This is a genomic window from Novosphingobium oxfordense (genome assembly GCF_044029435.1).
GTDB lineage: Bacteria > Pseudomonadota > Alphaproteobacteria > Sphingomonadales > Sphingomonadaceae > Novosphingobium.
This window is the reverse complement of record NZ_CP147005.1, coordinates 962,602-976,690: the sequence shown is the minus strand read 5'-3', so window position 1 is coordinate 976,690 and position 14,089 is coordinate 962,602. Positions and strand designations below refer to the sequence as shown.

General features: G+C 65.1%; 11 protein-coding genes and 1 tRNA gene. 6 read left to right on the top strand and 6 right to left on the bottom strand.

The features are described from left to right. Positions 1–2 precede the first annotated feature (2 nt). The 3 genes from WBP07_RS04400 to thyA all read right to left on the bottom strand — a co-directional run bounded on the left by WBP07_RS04400 (position 3) and on the right by thyA (position 3,485). On the bottom strand, positions 3–1,055 hold the full coding sequence (locus tag WBP07_RS04400) for an alpha-ketoacid dehydrogenase subunit beta (protein ID WP_395334043.1): 1,053 nt from the start codon (positions 1,053–1,055) through the stop codon (positions 3–5). Positions 1,056–1,060: 5 nt separating this feature from the next. Continuing rightward, a complete protein-coding gene (locus tag WBP07_RS04395; protein WP_395394489.1) occupies positions 1,061–2,359 on the bottom strand; it encodes a 3-methyl-2-oxobutanoate dehydrogenase (2-methylpropanoyl-transferring) subunit alpha in 1,299 nt (432 codons plus the stop codon). Between the two features lie 154 nt (positions 2,360–2,513). Further along, positions 2,514–3,485, bottom strand: coding sequence for a thymidylate synthase (thyA, locus tag WBP07_RS04390; protein ID WP_395394488.1), 972 nt, complete (start codon positions 3,483–3,485; stop codon positions 2,514–2,516). Between the two features lie 123 nt (positions 3,486–3,608). Between thyA and WBP07_RS04385 the strand changes: the two genes are divergently transcribed. The 3 genes from WBP07_RS04385 to WBP07_RS04375 all read left to right on the top strand — a co-directional run bounded on the left by WBP07_RS04385 (position 3,609) and on the right by WBP07_RS04375 (position 5,651). Beyond that, the gene (locus WBP07_RS04385) at positions 3,609–3,944 is read left to right on the top strand and encodes a hypothetical protein (protein WP_395394487.1); all 336 of its coding nucleotides are present in this window, start codon (positions 3,609–3,611) and stop codon (positions 3,942–3,944) included. Then, positions 3,941–5,488, top strand: coding sequence for a methyl-accepting chemotaxis protein (locus tag WBP07_RS04380; protein WP_395394486.1), 1,548 nt, complete (start codon positions 3,941–3,943; stop codon positions 5,486–5,488). The genes WBP07_RS04385 and WBP07_RS04380 overlap by 4 nt, the downstream gene beginning before the upstream one ends. Before the next feature lie 86 nt (positions 5,489–5,574). Continuing rightward, positions 5,575–5,651: transfer RNA gene (locus WBP07_RS04375), tRNA-Pro, on the top strand. Between the two features lie 128 nt (positions 5,652–5,779). On the opposite strand, the gene WBP07_RS04370 is transcribed toward WBP07_RS04375, so the two are convergent. Both WBP07_RS04370 and recG read right to left on the bottom strand, forming a co-directional pair. Continuing rightward, positions 5,780–6,112: a hypothetical protein gene (locus WBP07_RS04370; RefSeq protein ID WP_395394485.1), complete on the bottom strand. Its 333-nt coding sequence runs from the start codon at positions 6,110–6,112 to the stop codon at positions 5,780–5,782. 48 nt (positions 6,113–6,160) lie between these two features. Beyond that, positions 6,161–8,287, bottom strand: a complete 2,127-nt coding sequence (gene recG / locus WBP07_RS04365; RefSeq protein ID WP_395394484.1) for an ATP-dependent DNA helicase RecG — start codon at positions 8,285–8,287, stop codon at positions 6,161–6,163. A gap of 38 nt (positions 8,288–8,325) precedes the next feature. Here recG and WBP07_RS04360 point away from each other — a divergent pair, with 38 nt between their 5' ends. From WBP07_RS04360 to mfd, 3 genes are read left to right on the top strand one after another with little or no spacing between them, the layout of a single operon-like run. Then, entirely contained in the window at positions 8,326–8,748 is a 423-nt protein-coding gene (locus WBP07_RS04360) for a host attachment protein (RefSeq protein ID WP_395394483.1), read from the top strand. 17 nt (positions 8,749–8,765) lie between these two features. Then, on the top strand, positions 8,766–9,077 hold the full coding sequence (locus WBP07_RS04355; protein WP_395394481.1) for a succinate dehydrogenase assembly factor 2: 312 nt from the start codon (positions 8,766–8,768) through the stop codon (positions 9,075–9,077). 24 nt (positions 9,078–9,101) lie between these two features. Further along, positions 9,102–12,587, top strand: a complete 3,486-nt coding sequence (gene mfd / locus WBP07_RS04350; protein WP_395394480.1) for a transcription-repair coupling factor — start codon at positions 9,102–9,104, stop codon at positions 12,585–12,587. A gap of 145 nt (positions 12,588–12,732) precedes the next feature. Here the strand turns inward: mfd and WBP07_RS04345 are convergent, their stop codons facing one another. Beyond that, positions 12,733–14,055, bottom strand: coding sequence for an EAL domain-containing protein (locus tag WBP07_RS04345; RefSeq protein ID WP_395394479.1), 1,323 nt, complete (start codon positions 14,053–14,055; stop codon positions 12,733–12,735). Positions 14,056–14,089: the final 34 nt, after the last annotated feature.

The window sequence follows — 14,089 nt, the reverse complement described above, 5'->3', positions numbered from 1 at the left end:
AATCAATCCTTCAACAGACGATCGACCGCCTCGCCAATGCGGACGGGACCGGGGAAATAGGCCCACTCAAGACTGTGCGGGTAAGGCGTATCGAAGCCGGTCACACGCTCCACGGGGGCTTCTAGGTGGTAGAAGCAGCGCTCCTGCACCAAGGTCACCAGTTCGGCGCCGAAGCCGGACGTGCGGGTTGCCTCATGTATCACCAGGCAACGCCCAGTCTTTTCCACGGACTTTTCCACAGTCTCCAGGTCGAGCGGGACCAGCGTGCGCAGATCGATGATCTCGGCATCGACGCCCTTTTCGGCCAGCACCGCCTCGGCCACGTGGACCATGGTGCCGTAAGTGACGACGGTCAGCGCCGCGCCCTCACGCACGATCCGCGCTTTGCCGAGCGGGATCGAATAATAGCCTTCGGGCACCATGCCGAGCGGATGGCCCTTCCAGGTCTTGGAGGGGTGATCGTAATATCCGTCGAACGGGCCGTTGTAGATGCGCTTCGGCTCGAAGAAGATCACCGGATCGTTGTCTTCGATCGCGGCGATCAGCAGGCCCTTGGCATCGTAGGGGCTGGCCGGGATCACCGTCTTCAGGCCGGAAACGTGGGTGAACAGCGCCTCGGGGCTCTGGCTGTGCGTCTGACCGCCGAAAATACCGCCACCGAAGGGCGAACGCACGGTGATCGGCGCGATGAATTCCGCCGCAGAGCGATAGCGCAGGCGCGCCGCCTCGGAGACCAACTGGTCCATGCCGGGATAGATATAGTCCGCGAACTGGATTTCCGGCACCGGGCGCAAGCCATAGGCGGCCATGCCGACGGCGGCGCCGATGATGCCGCATTCGTTGATCGGCGTATCGAATACGCGGTTGCGGCCATACTTCTTCTGAAGGTTGGCCGTCGCGCGAAACACGCCGCCGAAATAGCCCACGTCCTCGCCGAAGGTCACCACATCGGGATCGCGCGCCATCATGATGTCGAGCGCGTCGTTGATCGCCTCGATCATATTCATCTGCCGGGTCGGCGCGTCGTGGAGGCTGACCGAATCTTCCTCAATCATCATGATCAGTCCTTCCAATCCGGGAACTTGCTCTGCCGCTCGCGGATCGCCCGATCCGCCTGCTCTTCAAGATGCCAGGGCAGTTCCTCGAACACGTCCTCGAACATGGTGTGGAACGGGTGATGCAGACCGTGGCCCAGGATGCCGTTCTTCTCGGCCTCCTTGGTGGCGGCCTTCACCTGCTCGGCCGCTTCGCGGTCCATTTCGGCGTGCTGCTCCTCGGACCATTCGCCCAGCGCGATCAGGTGCTTCTTCAGGCGCATGATCGGATCGCCCAGCGGCCATTCCTCACGCTCATGCGCGGAACGGTATGCGGTGGGGTCGTCGGACGTGGAGTGACCCTCGGCGCGATAGGTGAAGTGCTCGATCAGCGTCGGGCCCTGGTTGGAGCGGGCGCGGTTGGCGGCCCATTCCATCGCGGCGTAGACGGCGAGGATGTCGTTGCCGTCCACGCGCAGGCCGGCGATGCCATAGCCCGCCGCGCGTGCCGCGAACGTGGTGCGCTCCGCCCCGGCAAAGCCGGAGAAGCTGGAAATCGCCCACTGGTTGTTGACGATATTGAGCACCACCGGCGCGTTGTAGACCGCCGCGAACGTCATCGCCGCGTGGAAATCGCCCTCTGCGCTGGAGCCTTCGCCCACGAAGCTGGTGGCGATGCGGGTGTCGCCCTTGATCGCGCTGGCCATCGCCCAGCCCACCGCCTGCGGGAACTGCGTCGCCAGGTTGCCGGAGATCGAGAAGAAGCCGTAGTCCTTGGCCGAATACATGATCGGCAACTGGCGGCCCTTCAGCGGGTCCGCACGGTTGGAGTAGATCTGGTTGACCATCTCCACCAGCGGATAGCCGCGCGCGATCAGGATGCCCTGCTGGCGATAGCTGGGGAACACCATGTCATCCGAAGCCAGCGCATGGGCGCAGGCGATCGACACCGCCTCCTCACCCGTGGACTTCATGTAGAAGCTGGTCTTGCCCTGGCGCTGGCCGCGATACATGCGATCGTCGAACGCGCGGGTCAGCGCCATCGAGGCGAGCATGCGGCGCAGCGTTTCGGGATCGAGGTTCGGGTTCCAGGCGCCCACCGCTGCGTCGTTCTCATCCAGAACGCGCACGAGGTCGAGCGTCAGCGGCCAAGTCTCGCTGGCCGGGCAGCCCTCGTCGGGCCGCGCCAGCTTGCCGGCTGCGGGGATTTCCAGGTGCGAATAATCGACCGGATCGCCGGGCCGGAACTTCGGCTCGGGGACATAGAGATCGAGGGGCGGCAGGTTGCCGCGCGACTTTCCTGTACGTGTCGGGCCTTCGGCCATCTTGCTTCCTCTCCCGCCTTGAATCGGGCCGGGAAGAGTGAAGCCGCGCTGAAAACAAAGGTTAACAGCGCGTTTCAAAATTCCACGGTCAGGTCACAATATTTCAACCAAGGGTAATGTCAATACAATCTCGATGGGCCGTCCCTAAGGCCCATTACACCGCGACAGGCGCGGCGATATGGGCCTGCGGTGCATAGCCGGAGACGGCGAAATCCTCGATCCGATAGTCGAAGATCGAATCGGGCGTCCGCACGATATCCAGCCGCGCCTCACCCGAAGGCGTGCGCGACAGTTGCTCTTCGACCAGGCTGGCGTGGTTGAGATAGAGATGGACATCACCACCCATCCAAACGGCCTCACCCGGCTCAAGGTTGCACTGCTGCGCGAACATGCGGGTCAGGAGCGCCAAAGACCACATGTTGAACGCGAAACCGAGGCCAAGATCGCAGCTGCGTTGATAAAGGATGCAGGACAGCCGGCCATTGGCGACATGGAACTGATAGGTCTTGTGGCAGGGCGGCAGCGCCATCGCATCCAGTTCGGCGACGTTCCAGCCCTCGATAATGTGGCGGCGGCTGCCGGGATTGCTGCGCAGACTCTCGATCACTTGCGCGACTTGGTTCACGCCTTGCGCGCGCTTACTATAGAGTCCGTCACCGGCCGGCTCATAGACCGGCCAGTCTACCCACTGCTTGCCGTAGACCGGACCCAGATCGCCCCATTCCTTGGCGAAACCCTCGTCCTCGACGATGCGGCGGGAGAAATCGGCGCGGGCAATGTCCTCCCCGGTCGCCTTGCGATAGCGATCGAGCGGCCAATCGGTCCAGATTTCCACGCCCTGCGCGCAGAGTGAACGGATGTTGGTGTCGCCCGTCAGGAACCACAGCATCTCGCGGCTCGCGGTCTTCCAGTAGACGCGCTTGGTGGTCAGCAGCGGCATCAACCCGCCCGAGAGGTCGAACCGGATCGTCGCCCCGAAGATGGAGCGCGTGCCAACGCCAGTGCGATCGATGCGCTCGTCGCCATGCTCCCAGATCTGCCGCATGAGATCGAGGTACTGCCATTCCCAATGGCGTCCGGCACCGGACGAGGAAGGAGCGGCGGCTTCGAGCAAGCTTTCAGTCATGCCCATGACCTAACCTTGCAAGGCGCGAAGGGGAAGAGCGTGCAAGGCCCGCCTCCCCGGCCGAGCAACTTTACGTAATGGTCAACGCCGCCGCGCGGCGATGCGACAATCTATAATGCAGACATGACCGCCGCCCCCGAACGCAAGACTGTCTCGCACTGCGCGCTGGCCCTTCAGGGGCTGATCGCGCTGGCCGCGATGGCATTTGCGCTCACCCCGGCGCGCGGTGGTGCCGCGCTCTATCTGCCTCTCGCCGGCGCCCCCGCCGAAGCAGTGGATTGGGCGCGGCGGGAGCATGCCGGCTATCTTGCCGCAGGCCCTTACGCCGGCGCTGCTTTCGTGCGCGTGCCCTCCCCCGCCGCGACGCTTTCCGCCTTGCGCCAAGGCGCGCTTCTTTTCGCCGTACCGGAATCCCTGTGCGGCACATCCCCCCGCAACAACCCGGCCTCTTCATCATGAACCAACTCGAAGATTTGCGAAGCAAGGGGGCCCGCGGGCTTCTGATCGTCTGCTGGCTCAGCGTGCTTGTTACCCTGGGCGGCCTGCCGTTCGTCCAGACCGGCCTTGCCCCGGTGGTGGCAGCGGTGCTGATCACGATCGTCCCTACATTACTTGTCCTGGCCGGCGGCAATGGCGCGCAGGCCCGCATGGCGCTGGGCATCACGCTGCCGCTCTATCCCGCGACCCTGCTGTGGCAGTGGTCCGGGCAGGAATGGATGGTCGATCTCCACATGATCTTCTTTGCCGCGATCGCCATGCTGGCGATCCTGGCCGACTGGCGCCCCATCCTTGCCGCCGCCGCGATCACCGCCGTCCATCACCTGCTGACCAACTTCGTGGCGCCGACACTGGTGTTCCCGAACGGCGGCGAACTGGGCCGGGTGATCCTGCACGCCGTGGTCGTCGTGCTGGAAACGGCCGTGCTGGTGATGATCGCCGCTCGCCTCGAAACACTGATCCTTGAGCAAGCCGCCGCCCATGCGGAGCGGGAGCGCGTACAGGAAGCCGCCGCGCGGGAACGTGCCCGTGCCGCCGATGCCCAGCGCGTGGTGATCGAACAGATCGGCGAAGGCCTTCGCTCCCTGGCCAGCGGAGATCTCTCCTTGCGCCTCGCCCGCGAATTCCCGGAAAGCTACGAAGATCTGCGCGGCTTCTTCAATGCCGCCGCCAACGATCTGGACACCATCGTCCAGAGCGTCAGCGAAGCGGCCCGCCAGATCGAAACCGGATCGCGCGAGATCAGCACCGCGACCGACGACTTGGCCCAGCGCACCGAGCAGCAGGCCTCCACGCTGGAAGACATCGCCAACACCCTGCGCCAGTTGAACGTCACCGTGCAGGAAAACGCCACCAGCGCCCGCACCCTGCAAGGCAATGCCGCTCGTGCCCGTGACGATGCGCAGGCAGGCTCCGCCGTAGTGGACAGCGCCGTTTCCGCCATGAGCGCGATCGAACAATCCGCGCATGAGATCGCGCAGATTGTCGCCCTGATCGACGGCATTGCCTTCCAGACCAACCTCCTCGCCCTCAACGCCGCGATCGAGGCCGGACGCGCTGGAGAAGCAGGCAAGGGATTCGCCGTCGTCGCTTCGCAAGTGCGCGCCCTCGCCCAGCGGTCCGGCGATGCGGCCAATCGCATCAAGGGCCTGATCGACACTTCCTCGCGTCAGGTCTCGCAAGGCGTCAAGCTGGTGGGCCGGTCGGGCGAAACGCTGGAAACGATCGTCACCGACATTTCGGAAATCGACGGCGCCGTCGCCCGCATCGTGCAGGTCTGCGAGGAGCAAGCCAGCGAGATCGGACGAATCAGCGAAAGGGTCGGAAATCTCGATTCCGCGACCCAACACAACGCCGCAATGGTGGAAGAAGGCACTGCCGCGGCCCGTCATCTTTCCGAGGAAGCGCAAACAATGGCCCGAATAGTCGCGCATTTCCGCGTTTCCGGGGCCGCTCCCGAAAAAAACGCCGACTTGTCCACAGGAGGAAATCGCCGCGTCGCATGAAAAGCGATTTTGGCCCCTTGCCACCCCGTGAGTCGCCCTATATAGGCGCGCTCCTGCCCAGGGCGGTCTTCGGAACGCCCACCGGTCGGGGAATAGCTCAGCCTGGTAGAGCACTGTCTTCGGGAGGCAGGGGCCGGAGGTTCGAATCCTCTTTCCCCGACCATTTTCACCCTCGGGTGAGCAGAACAACCCGGCGGAAACGCCGGGTTTTTTGTTGCCTATCGCACGCGCAAAGAAAAAGGCGAAGGTTCCATCAGAACCTCCGCCTGCCAGTGACGCTACTGCGTTCGATCAGCCCTTATGGTTCTCGGGCCGTCCATCGGGCAGCGTCAGCCCTTCCAACTGCTTGTCGGTCATATTCTCCACAAAGGCGGGCGACAGCTTGCGCTCAAGCCGGCGGCACATGTCGGCCTGCTTGATCAGCCCTTGCGAGGCCGAGCGCAGCGCATTGCGATCCAGCGGAACATCGCCGGAAAGGAAATCGCGCACATCCTTCTCGGGAATCCCCATATAGCGCGCCATCACGCGCTGTCCGCCGACCGCGTCGACTGCCTGGGCAAAAATGGCGAGCTGGATATCCGGTTTCTGGGGCATGAGCAGGCCATCACAGGGCCGCGCGGCCAAGTCAATCGCAGCGTCCCCGGCTTTCCGGCCCAGCTTTCTAACTCGACTTTATCCGCCGCGCAGAAGCTGCACGCCCCAATCGCGCTCGAACAGATAGAGCAACAGCCGCGCCGCTTCTCCGCGCGGGCCGGTAAGGCCGCCGTCGCGCTCTATCAATAGACGCGCATCGTCGTGGGCCAGCGGCAACAGCTTGGTGATCTGTTCAAGGCTGGCAATGCGGAACGGTGTGTCACCCGACTGGCGCGTGCCGAGCAGTTCGCCGCCGCCGCGCAGTTGCAGATCCTCTTCCGCCAGCCGGAATCCGTCCTGCGTCTCGCGCATCAGGGCCAGTCGCTGGCGGGCGGTTTCGCTGAGTTGCTGGCCGCGCAGCAGCAGGCAAGTCGATTTCTCACTGCCGCGCCCCACGCGCCCGCGAAGCTGGTGAAGCTGGGCCAGGCCGAAACGCTCTGCCTGCTCGATCACCATCAGGGTGGCATTGGGCACATCGACGCCGACCTCGATCACCGTGGTCGCCACCAGCACCGAAGCCTCGCCGCTGGCAAAGCGCTCCATACCGGCATCCTTTGCCTCAGGCTTCAGCTGACCGTGGACCAGCACGACGCCATCCCCGAACCGCTCCTTCAGCGTCGCATAACGTGCCTCGGCCGCTGCCAGATCGTCGTTCTCGCTCTCGCTGACCATCGGGCAGACCCAATAGGCCTGCTGCCCGGTCTCGATATGCCGGGCGATAGCGCCCACGACATCACCCATGCGCTCCACCGAAACGACGCGCGTGTCTATGGCCTGACGGCCCGGCGGCAGTTCGTCGAGCTTGGAGACTTCCATCTCGCCGTACTGGGCCAAAGTCAGCGTGCGCGGGATCGGCGTGGCGGTCATCGCCAGCGTGTGCGGCGTGCGCCGCCCCTTGCGCGCCAGCATCAGCCGCTGGCCGACGCCGAAGCGGTGCTGCTCGTCGATCACCACAAGCGCGAGATTGCGGTAGGAAACCGTGTCCTGAAAGATCGCGTGAGTGCCGACGACGATGTTGATGGAGCCACCGACCAGCCCCATCAGGATCGCCTCGCGCGCCTTGCCCTTGTCGCGACCGGTCAGCAGGGCGACTTCGACACCGGTGCCCTGAAGCATCCGCGTCAGCGTCTCATAGTGCTGGCGCGCAAGGATTTCCGTCGGCGCCAGCATCGCCGCCTGCGCCCCCGCCTCCACCGCGATCAGCATCGCGTTGAGCGCCACCACGGTCTTGCCTGCGCCCACGTCGCCCTGAAGCAATCGCAGCATCGGCGCCTGCTGCGCAACGTCGCCCTCGATCTCGGCAATCGAGCGCTTCTGTGCACCGGTCAGCCCGAACGGCAGCTTCAGCTTAGCACGCAGCGAGCCATCGCCTTTCAGCGGCGTGCCCGACTGGCGGCGGTTGCTCTCGCGCACCAGCATCAGTGCCAGTGCATTGGCCAGCAGCTCGTCATAGGCCAACCGATCGCGCGCCGCAGCGTGGACGCCGCGATGCGCCTCGATCACGGCCTCACGCCAGGCCGGCCACTTCATCTTGTCGTAGAGGCTGGGCTCGATCCATTCCGCCAGCTCCGGCAGCACTTTCAGCGCCTGCTGGACCAGCCCGCCCACGCGCCCCTGCGTCAGTCCTTCCGACAGCGGGTAGATCGCCTCGCAAAGCTGGCCGACCGGCGCGGCACTGTCTTCGGAGACATGTTCGGGATGCACCATCTGGAGCATCTGGCCGTACTGGTCCAACCGCCCGGCCACCCAGCGCGTCTCGCCCACCGGAAGCTGCTTCTTCGCCGTGTAGGATGCACGGCCGAAGTAGGTGATCGTGCAGACATTGCCGATCGAATCCTCGGCCAGCACGCGGAACGGGCCGCGCCCGGACGAGGCGCGATGTTCCCGCACGGTAAGCTGGACGATTACGTTCTCGCCCACGCTCGCCTCGTCCAGATTCGTCACCGCGCGCCGTTCCACGAAACGATCGGGCAAGTGATAGGCAAGATCGCGCAGGCGCGTGAGTCCAAGCTTTTCCAGCGGGCGCTTGAGCTTGGGGCCCACCCCGTCGAGGGAATCGGTCTCGGTAAACAGGCAATTGAGTGCTTCGGGCCGCATGGTCAGCCTCTTAGCGTGACTATGGCGCGTTTCGCCAGACCGCGAGGGAACGCTTTTGCGGACAGCCACGTTGGCATCATGACCCCAACAGCAAAGGAGAGCCGACCATGCTCGTACCGCACGGAACCGTTTTCGCGATCGTCGATGGTGAGAACTTCGAACTCTACCGCAACTCCGGTGCCGAAGCCGTGCCCAAGTTGACGACGATGAAGCCCCCTTCGCTTGAGGCCACCAATTTCAGCGCCGGCGCGCGCCGAAGCGATGCGCCAAAGCGCCATCAGGCCCGCACCGGCGACGGCAGCAACGACTCGCTGGACGAAAGCGCCCATGCCGCCGCCGTGGCCGGATGGCTGAACCAGCAAGTGCTGGAGGGCGAGATCGCGGAACTGGTCATCGTCGCCGACCCGCGCTCATTGGGCGAAATGCGGCGCCATTATCATAAGGAACTGAAAGCCACGCTGCGCGCCGAAGTGCCCAAGACGCTGACGGGCAGGCCCGTCAGCGAGATCATCAAGGTGATCCAGCGCTAGTACCCAAAACCTTGCTCATGCCCGCGCCGTATCGTAACGGCGCGGGCATGACCGAACTCACACCTCAGAGGCAGGGCCGGCTCGCCCGCCTCAAGTTCCGCGCCTGGCATCGCGGCACGCGCGAGGCCGATTACATGATCGGCTGCTACTTCGACAAATTCCACGCCCAATGGTCCGATGCCGAGATCGACCTCTTCGAGACGATGATCGAAGAGGAAGACGTCGACATCATGGCATGGGCGCTCGGCACCCAAAGCATTCCCGAGGAATATCGCGGCCCCTTGATGGACCGCATGATGAAGCTCGATTACGTCGATATCCCGCGCTGATCTTATAAGGACACTGGCGGCGGCATGGCCGATTTCCAACGCATTCTCTCGGCGACCGCGCCGCTTACCCTCTCCTCGGTAACGCGCGGCGCCCAGCCGCTGGTTATGGCGGACCTTGCCCGCGCGGCGGCAAGTACGAGCGCTGGAGGCCGGGCAGTCTTCATCGCCGACAACGAAAGCGCCATGCGCGCCGTGGCAGAGGCCGCGCAGTTCTTCGCGCCGGAACTGGACGTCGTCGAATTCCCCGCCTGGGATTGCCTTCCCTACGACCGCGCCAGCCCTGCCCTTTCCGTCAGTGCCCGCCGTCTGGCCGCGCTGCACCGGCTCCAGCAGAAGCGCAGCGGCCCGCAGCTGCTGGTCACCACGGCCAATGCCGTGCTCCAGCGCGTGCTCACGCCGTTCCGTATCCGCGAATCGGTGCGCCTGCTGAAGCCCGGCGCGGAAATCGGCCATGAAAGCCTGATCGCGCTGCTGCGCCGCCAGGGCTACCAGCGCAGCGACACCGCCATCGACGCGGGCGAGTTCGCGGTGCGCGGCTCGATTTTCGATATCGTGCCCTCCGGCCTTGAGGGTGGCCTGCGCCTCGACTTCTTCGGAGACGAACTGGAAACGCTGCGCCTGTTCGACACCGGCACCCAGCGCTCCACCGGCACCGTCCCCGACCACCTTCTGCTCCCCGCGAGCGAGGCGCTGGTCGACGAGGACAGCGTCAAGCGCTTCCGCAGCCGTTATCGCGAGATGTTCGGCGCCAATGCCACGGCGGACCCGCTCTATCAGGCGGTCAGCGACGGCCGCCGACTTGCGGGCATGGAGCACTGGTTGCCGCTCTTTGAAGAGCGTTTGGTCACGCTGTTCGATCACCTGTCGGACGACGACCTGCTGGTGATCGACAGCGCCGCGCTGGGCGCCACGGACGAGCGGTTCAACGACATTGCGGACTATCACAAGGCCCGCCTCGAAACCTCCGGCCAGAAGGCGGGATCGTACCGCCCGCTGGCGACCGACGCGCTCTATCTGGGGCGCGAGGAGTTCGAGCAGGCCGTCACCGCCTTCCCGGTCCATCGCGCCGATCCTTTCGCGCAGCCGGAAACCAAGACCGTCATCGACTTCGGCTTCGGCAATGCCCGCGACTTCACGCCCGAACGCGCACGCGGCGACAATGCTTATGAAGCGGCGGCCAAGCATCTGCACGCCGTCGCCAAGACCGGCCGCAAGGCGATCCTCGCCGCCTATTCCACCGGCAGCCGTGCCCGCCTCGTCTCCATCCTCGGTGAAGCTCAGGGTCCGGAACCCAAGCTGGCGGAAACCTGGCAGGAAGCGCTCGGCCTTGCGGTTCAGGGACGCAGCGCCGCGCTGGTGCTGCCGCTGGAGACCGGCTTCACCAACGATTCGGTCGAAGTCGTCACCGAGCAGGACATTCTGGGCGACCGCCTTGTCCGCCGGAAGAAAAAGAAGAAGGATTCGGACGCCTTCCTCGCCGAACTGGCGGCGCTGACGCCAGGCGACCTGATCGTCCACATGGACCACGGCATCGGCCGCTACGAAGGCCTGCAGTCGATCCCGGTCGGCAAGTCGCCCCATGACTGCGTGATGCTGACTTACGCGGGCGGCGACAAGCTTTACATCCCGGTTGAAAACCTTGACGTCCTCTCGCGCTACGGCAGCGAGGCGGAAGGCGTCGCGCTGGACAAGCTGGGCGGCGAGGCGTGGCAGAAGCGCCGCGCGAAACTGAAGGAACGCATCCGCGAGATCGCGGGCGAGCTGATGAAAACCGCCGCCGCTCGCGCCCTGCGCACCGCGCCGGCCCTGCTGCCCGAAAAGTCCTCCTACGACCAGTTCGTCGACCGTTTCCCCTGGCAGGAAACCGAGGATCAGGAGCACGCGATCGAAGACGTGCTGGGCGACCTTTCCGAAGGCAAGCCGATGGACCGCCTCGTCTGCGGCGACGTCGGCTTCGGCAAGACCGAAGTGGCCCTGCGCGCCGCGTTCGTCGCCGCCATGGCCGGCCAACAGGTCGCCGTCGTCGCCCCGACCACCCTGCTCGCCCGCCAGCACTACGCCAGTTTTGCCGACCGTTTCAGCGGCTTCCCGCTGGAAGTAGGCCGTCTCTCGCGCCTCGTCCCTGAAAAGGAAGCCAAGGCCACGCGCGACGGGCTGACCGCCGGCACCACGGACGTGGTCTGCGGCACCCACGCGATCCTCTCCAAGTCGGTAAACTTCAAGCGCCTCGGCCTCGTCATCGTCGACGAAGAACAGCGCTTCGGGGTCAACCACAAGGAACGGCTCAAGCAGCTGCGCACCGACGTCCATGTCCTGACGCTCACCGCCACGCCGATCCCACGCACGCTGCAGATGGCGATGAGCGGGCTGCGCGAACTCTCCACCATCCAGACCCCGCCGGTCGACCGCCTTGCGGTGCGCACGTACGTGATGGAATGGGACGATATGGTGATGCGCGAGGCCCTGCTGCGCGAACACCATCGCGGCGGCCAGAGCTTCATCGTCGTCCCCCGCATCACCGACATGGCCGAAGTCGAGGAATGGCTGGCCAAGAACGTGCCGGAAGTGAAGTACATCTCCGCCCACGGCCAGATGAGCGCCGGCGAAGTGGAAGAGCGCATGAGCGCGTTCTACGAGGGCAAGTACGAGGTGCTTCTGTCGACCACGATCGTCGAAAGCGGCATCGACATTCCGCGCGCCAACACGATCATCATCCACCGCGCCGACCGCTTCGGCCTCGCCCAGCTCTACCAGCTGCGCGGACGCGTGGGCCGTTCGAAGCTGCGCGCCTATGCCTATCTGACCACGCCGGCCGGCCGCGCGCTCTCGGAAGTCGCGGAAAAGCGCCTGAAGGTACTGAGTGACCTCGATTCGCTCGGCGCCGGCTTCCAGCTTGCCAGCCATGACCTCGACATTCGCGGCGCCGGCAACTTGCTGGGCGACGAACAGTCGGGCCATATCCGCGAGGTGGGCTTCGAACTCTACCAGTCGATGCTGGAGGACGCGATCCTCGAAGCCCGCGCGGGCGGCGTCGGGCTGGAGAAGAATACCTCCGGCCTGTCCCCGCAGATCACGGTCGAAGCGCCGATCATGATCCCGGAGGACTACGTGCCCGATCTGGCGGTCCGCATGGCGCTCTATCGCCGCCTCAACGATGCGGACAGCAAGGACGAGATCGAATCGCTCTCGGCAGAGATGATCGACCGCTTCGGCCCGCTGCCCTCCGCGACCTCGAACCTCATCAAGCTCATCCAGATCAAGCGGCAGGCGATCGAGGCGCATATCGCCAAGATCGACGTGGGCCCGCGCGGCACGCTCGTCAGCTTCCACAACGACAGTTTCCCGAACCCGGTGGGCCTCATCGCCTATGCCGAACGGCTTGAGGGTACGGTGAAGCTGCGGCCGGACAACAAGCTGGTACTGACGCGCGCTTGGGGCGATCCCAAGAGCCGCCTGAACGGCTTGCTTCAGCTGACCAAGGGCTTGGCTTCGGTTGCGCGCAAGGGATAGGTCGCGCTAGCCCACCCCGCTGCGACTAAGGCAGTAAACTGCCAAGTCTCGCTGCCCCTCCCGCAAGCGGGAGGGGCAGCGAGACTTGCTGAACGAAGTGAAGCTAGTCGCAGCGGGGGGGCCGGCCCAACGCCGACAACAAACCCTACCCAGCCGCCCGCGCCAGCTTGGCGAACATCTCCACGCTCATCGGCTGCGCACGCAGGAACCCCTGGAAATAGGCACAGCCCTCACGCGCGGCGACCTTGCGCTGGGCCTCTTCCTCGATCCCCTCGGCAATGACCTGAAGGTCGAGCGCCTTGGCCATCGCCACGATGGCGCGCAGCACGGCCACATCACGCTTGTCCGTCGTCACCCCATCGATCATCGACCGGTCGAGCTTGAGGTAATGGATCGGCAGGACCTTCAGATAGCGGAAATTGCAGAACCCCGCCCCGAAGTCGTCCAGCGCGATGCGGATGCCCTGTGCGGAGAATTCCGCCATGATCTGTGCGGCTTGCGCGATATCGCCGATCAGCGCCTGCTCGGTCACTTCCAGCGTCAGGCGACGCGGCGCGAAGCCGCTGGCCCGAACGAGATCCAGCATCTGGCGCGTATAGTTGCCGAAGGCGAGGTCCGCCGGCGTGACATTGATGGAAAGACGCAGGTTCTTCGGCCAGGCTCCGGCAGCGGCCAGCGCCTTGGCGGCGATATGACGCGAGAGCGGTGCAACGTGATCCGCCCGCTCCGCAATCGCGAAAAGCGCGCCTGCGCCGATGCGGCCGAGTTGAGGGTGCTTCCATCGCGCAAGCGCCTCCGCGCCGGTCAGGCGATCGTCCGTCAGGCTGAACTGCGGCTGGAACAGGATCTCGATCTCGTCGCGATCGATCGCACCCAGCAGATCGGCTTCGAGCTGCGCAGCGGAATGTCCCGGCGGGCTGGCTTCACCGTCCGCCCATGCCAGCATCGTGCCCTGCTGGTCGCGCACCGATTCCAGCGCAAGACTCAGCCGATCGATCATCGAATCGACACTCTCGTCCGCCAGCGTCCGCACCAGCGCGATGCGCGGAGACAACCGCAGCACGCCAGAGGGCACCGTCACCGGCTTGGAAATGGCGCCGGCAAGCTGGTCGGCCACGAGTTGCCATCGCTCCCGACTGCACGCTTCATTTGCAACCAGCACGAAGGAACCACCGCCGGCGCGCGCCAGCAGCCATTGCCCATCCAGTTCCTCTCCGGCGAAATGGGCGATGCGGCTTGCCACTTCCGCCAGCGCGCCGTCGCCCGCATCGGCGCCATAGGCCATGTTGATCGCATCCAGCCGGCGCAGGCCCAGCAGCATCGCGTGAACATGCCCGCCGCCCGATTCGCCGCCCGAACGCCATCCCGCCACGCGCTCTCGCACGGCTTCGAGGCCGGGAATCCCGGTCAACCTGTCTTCAAGCGCACGGGCCTTGCCCTGCGGCGCCCCATCCCTTCTCGAGCCCATGGCCGCCTCCTTAGCGCAACGCCCTTGCCAAAGC

Coding starts and splice junctions, on each gene's coding strand:
- WBP07_RS04400 (WP_395334043.1), bottom strand. CDS start 1,055: ATGATTGAGGAAGATTCGGTCAGCCTCCACGACGCGCCGACCCGGCAG.
- WBP07_RS04395 (WP_395394489.1), bottom strand. CDS start 2,359: ATGGCCGAAGGCCCGACACGTACAGGAAAGTCGCGCGGCAACCTGCCG.
- thyA (WP_395394488.1), bottom strand. CDS start 3,485: ATGACTGAAAGCTTGCTCGAAGCCGCCGCTCCTTCCTCGTCCGGTGCC.
- WBP07_RS04385 (WP_395394487.1), top strand. CDS start 3,609: ATGACCGCCGCCCCCGAACGCAAGACTGTCTCGCACTGCGCGCTGGCC.
- WBP07_RS04380 (WP_395394486.1), top strand. CDS start 3,941: ATGAACCAACTCGAAGATTTGCGAAGCAAGGGGGCCCGCGGGCTTCTG.
- WBP07_RS04360 (WP_395394483.1), top strand. CDS start 8,326: ATGCTCGTACCGCACGGAACCGTTTTCGCGATCGTCGATGGTGAGAAC.
- WBP07_RS04355 (WP_395394481.1), top strand. CDS start 8,766: ATGCCCGCGCCGTATCGTAACGGCGCGGGCATGACCGAACTCACACCT.
- mfd (WP_395394480.1), top strand. CDS start 9,102: ATGGCCGATTTCCAACGCATTCTCTCGGCGACCGCGCCGCTTACCCTC.
- WBP07_RS04345 (WP_395394479.1), bottom strand. CDS start 14,055: ATGGGCTCGAGAAGGGATGGGGCGCCGCAGGGCAAGGCCCGTGCGCTT.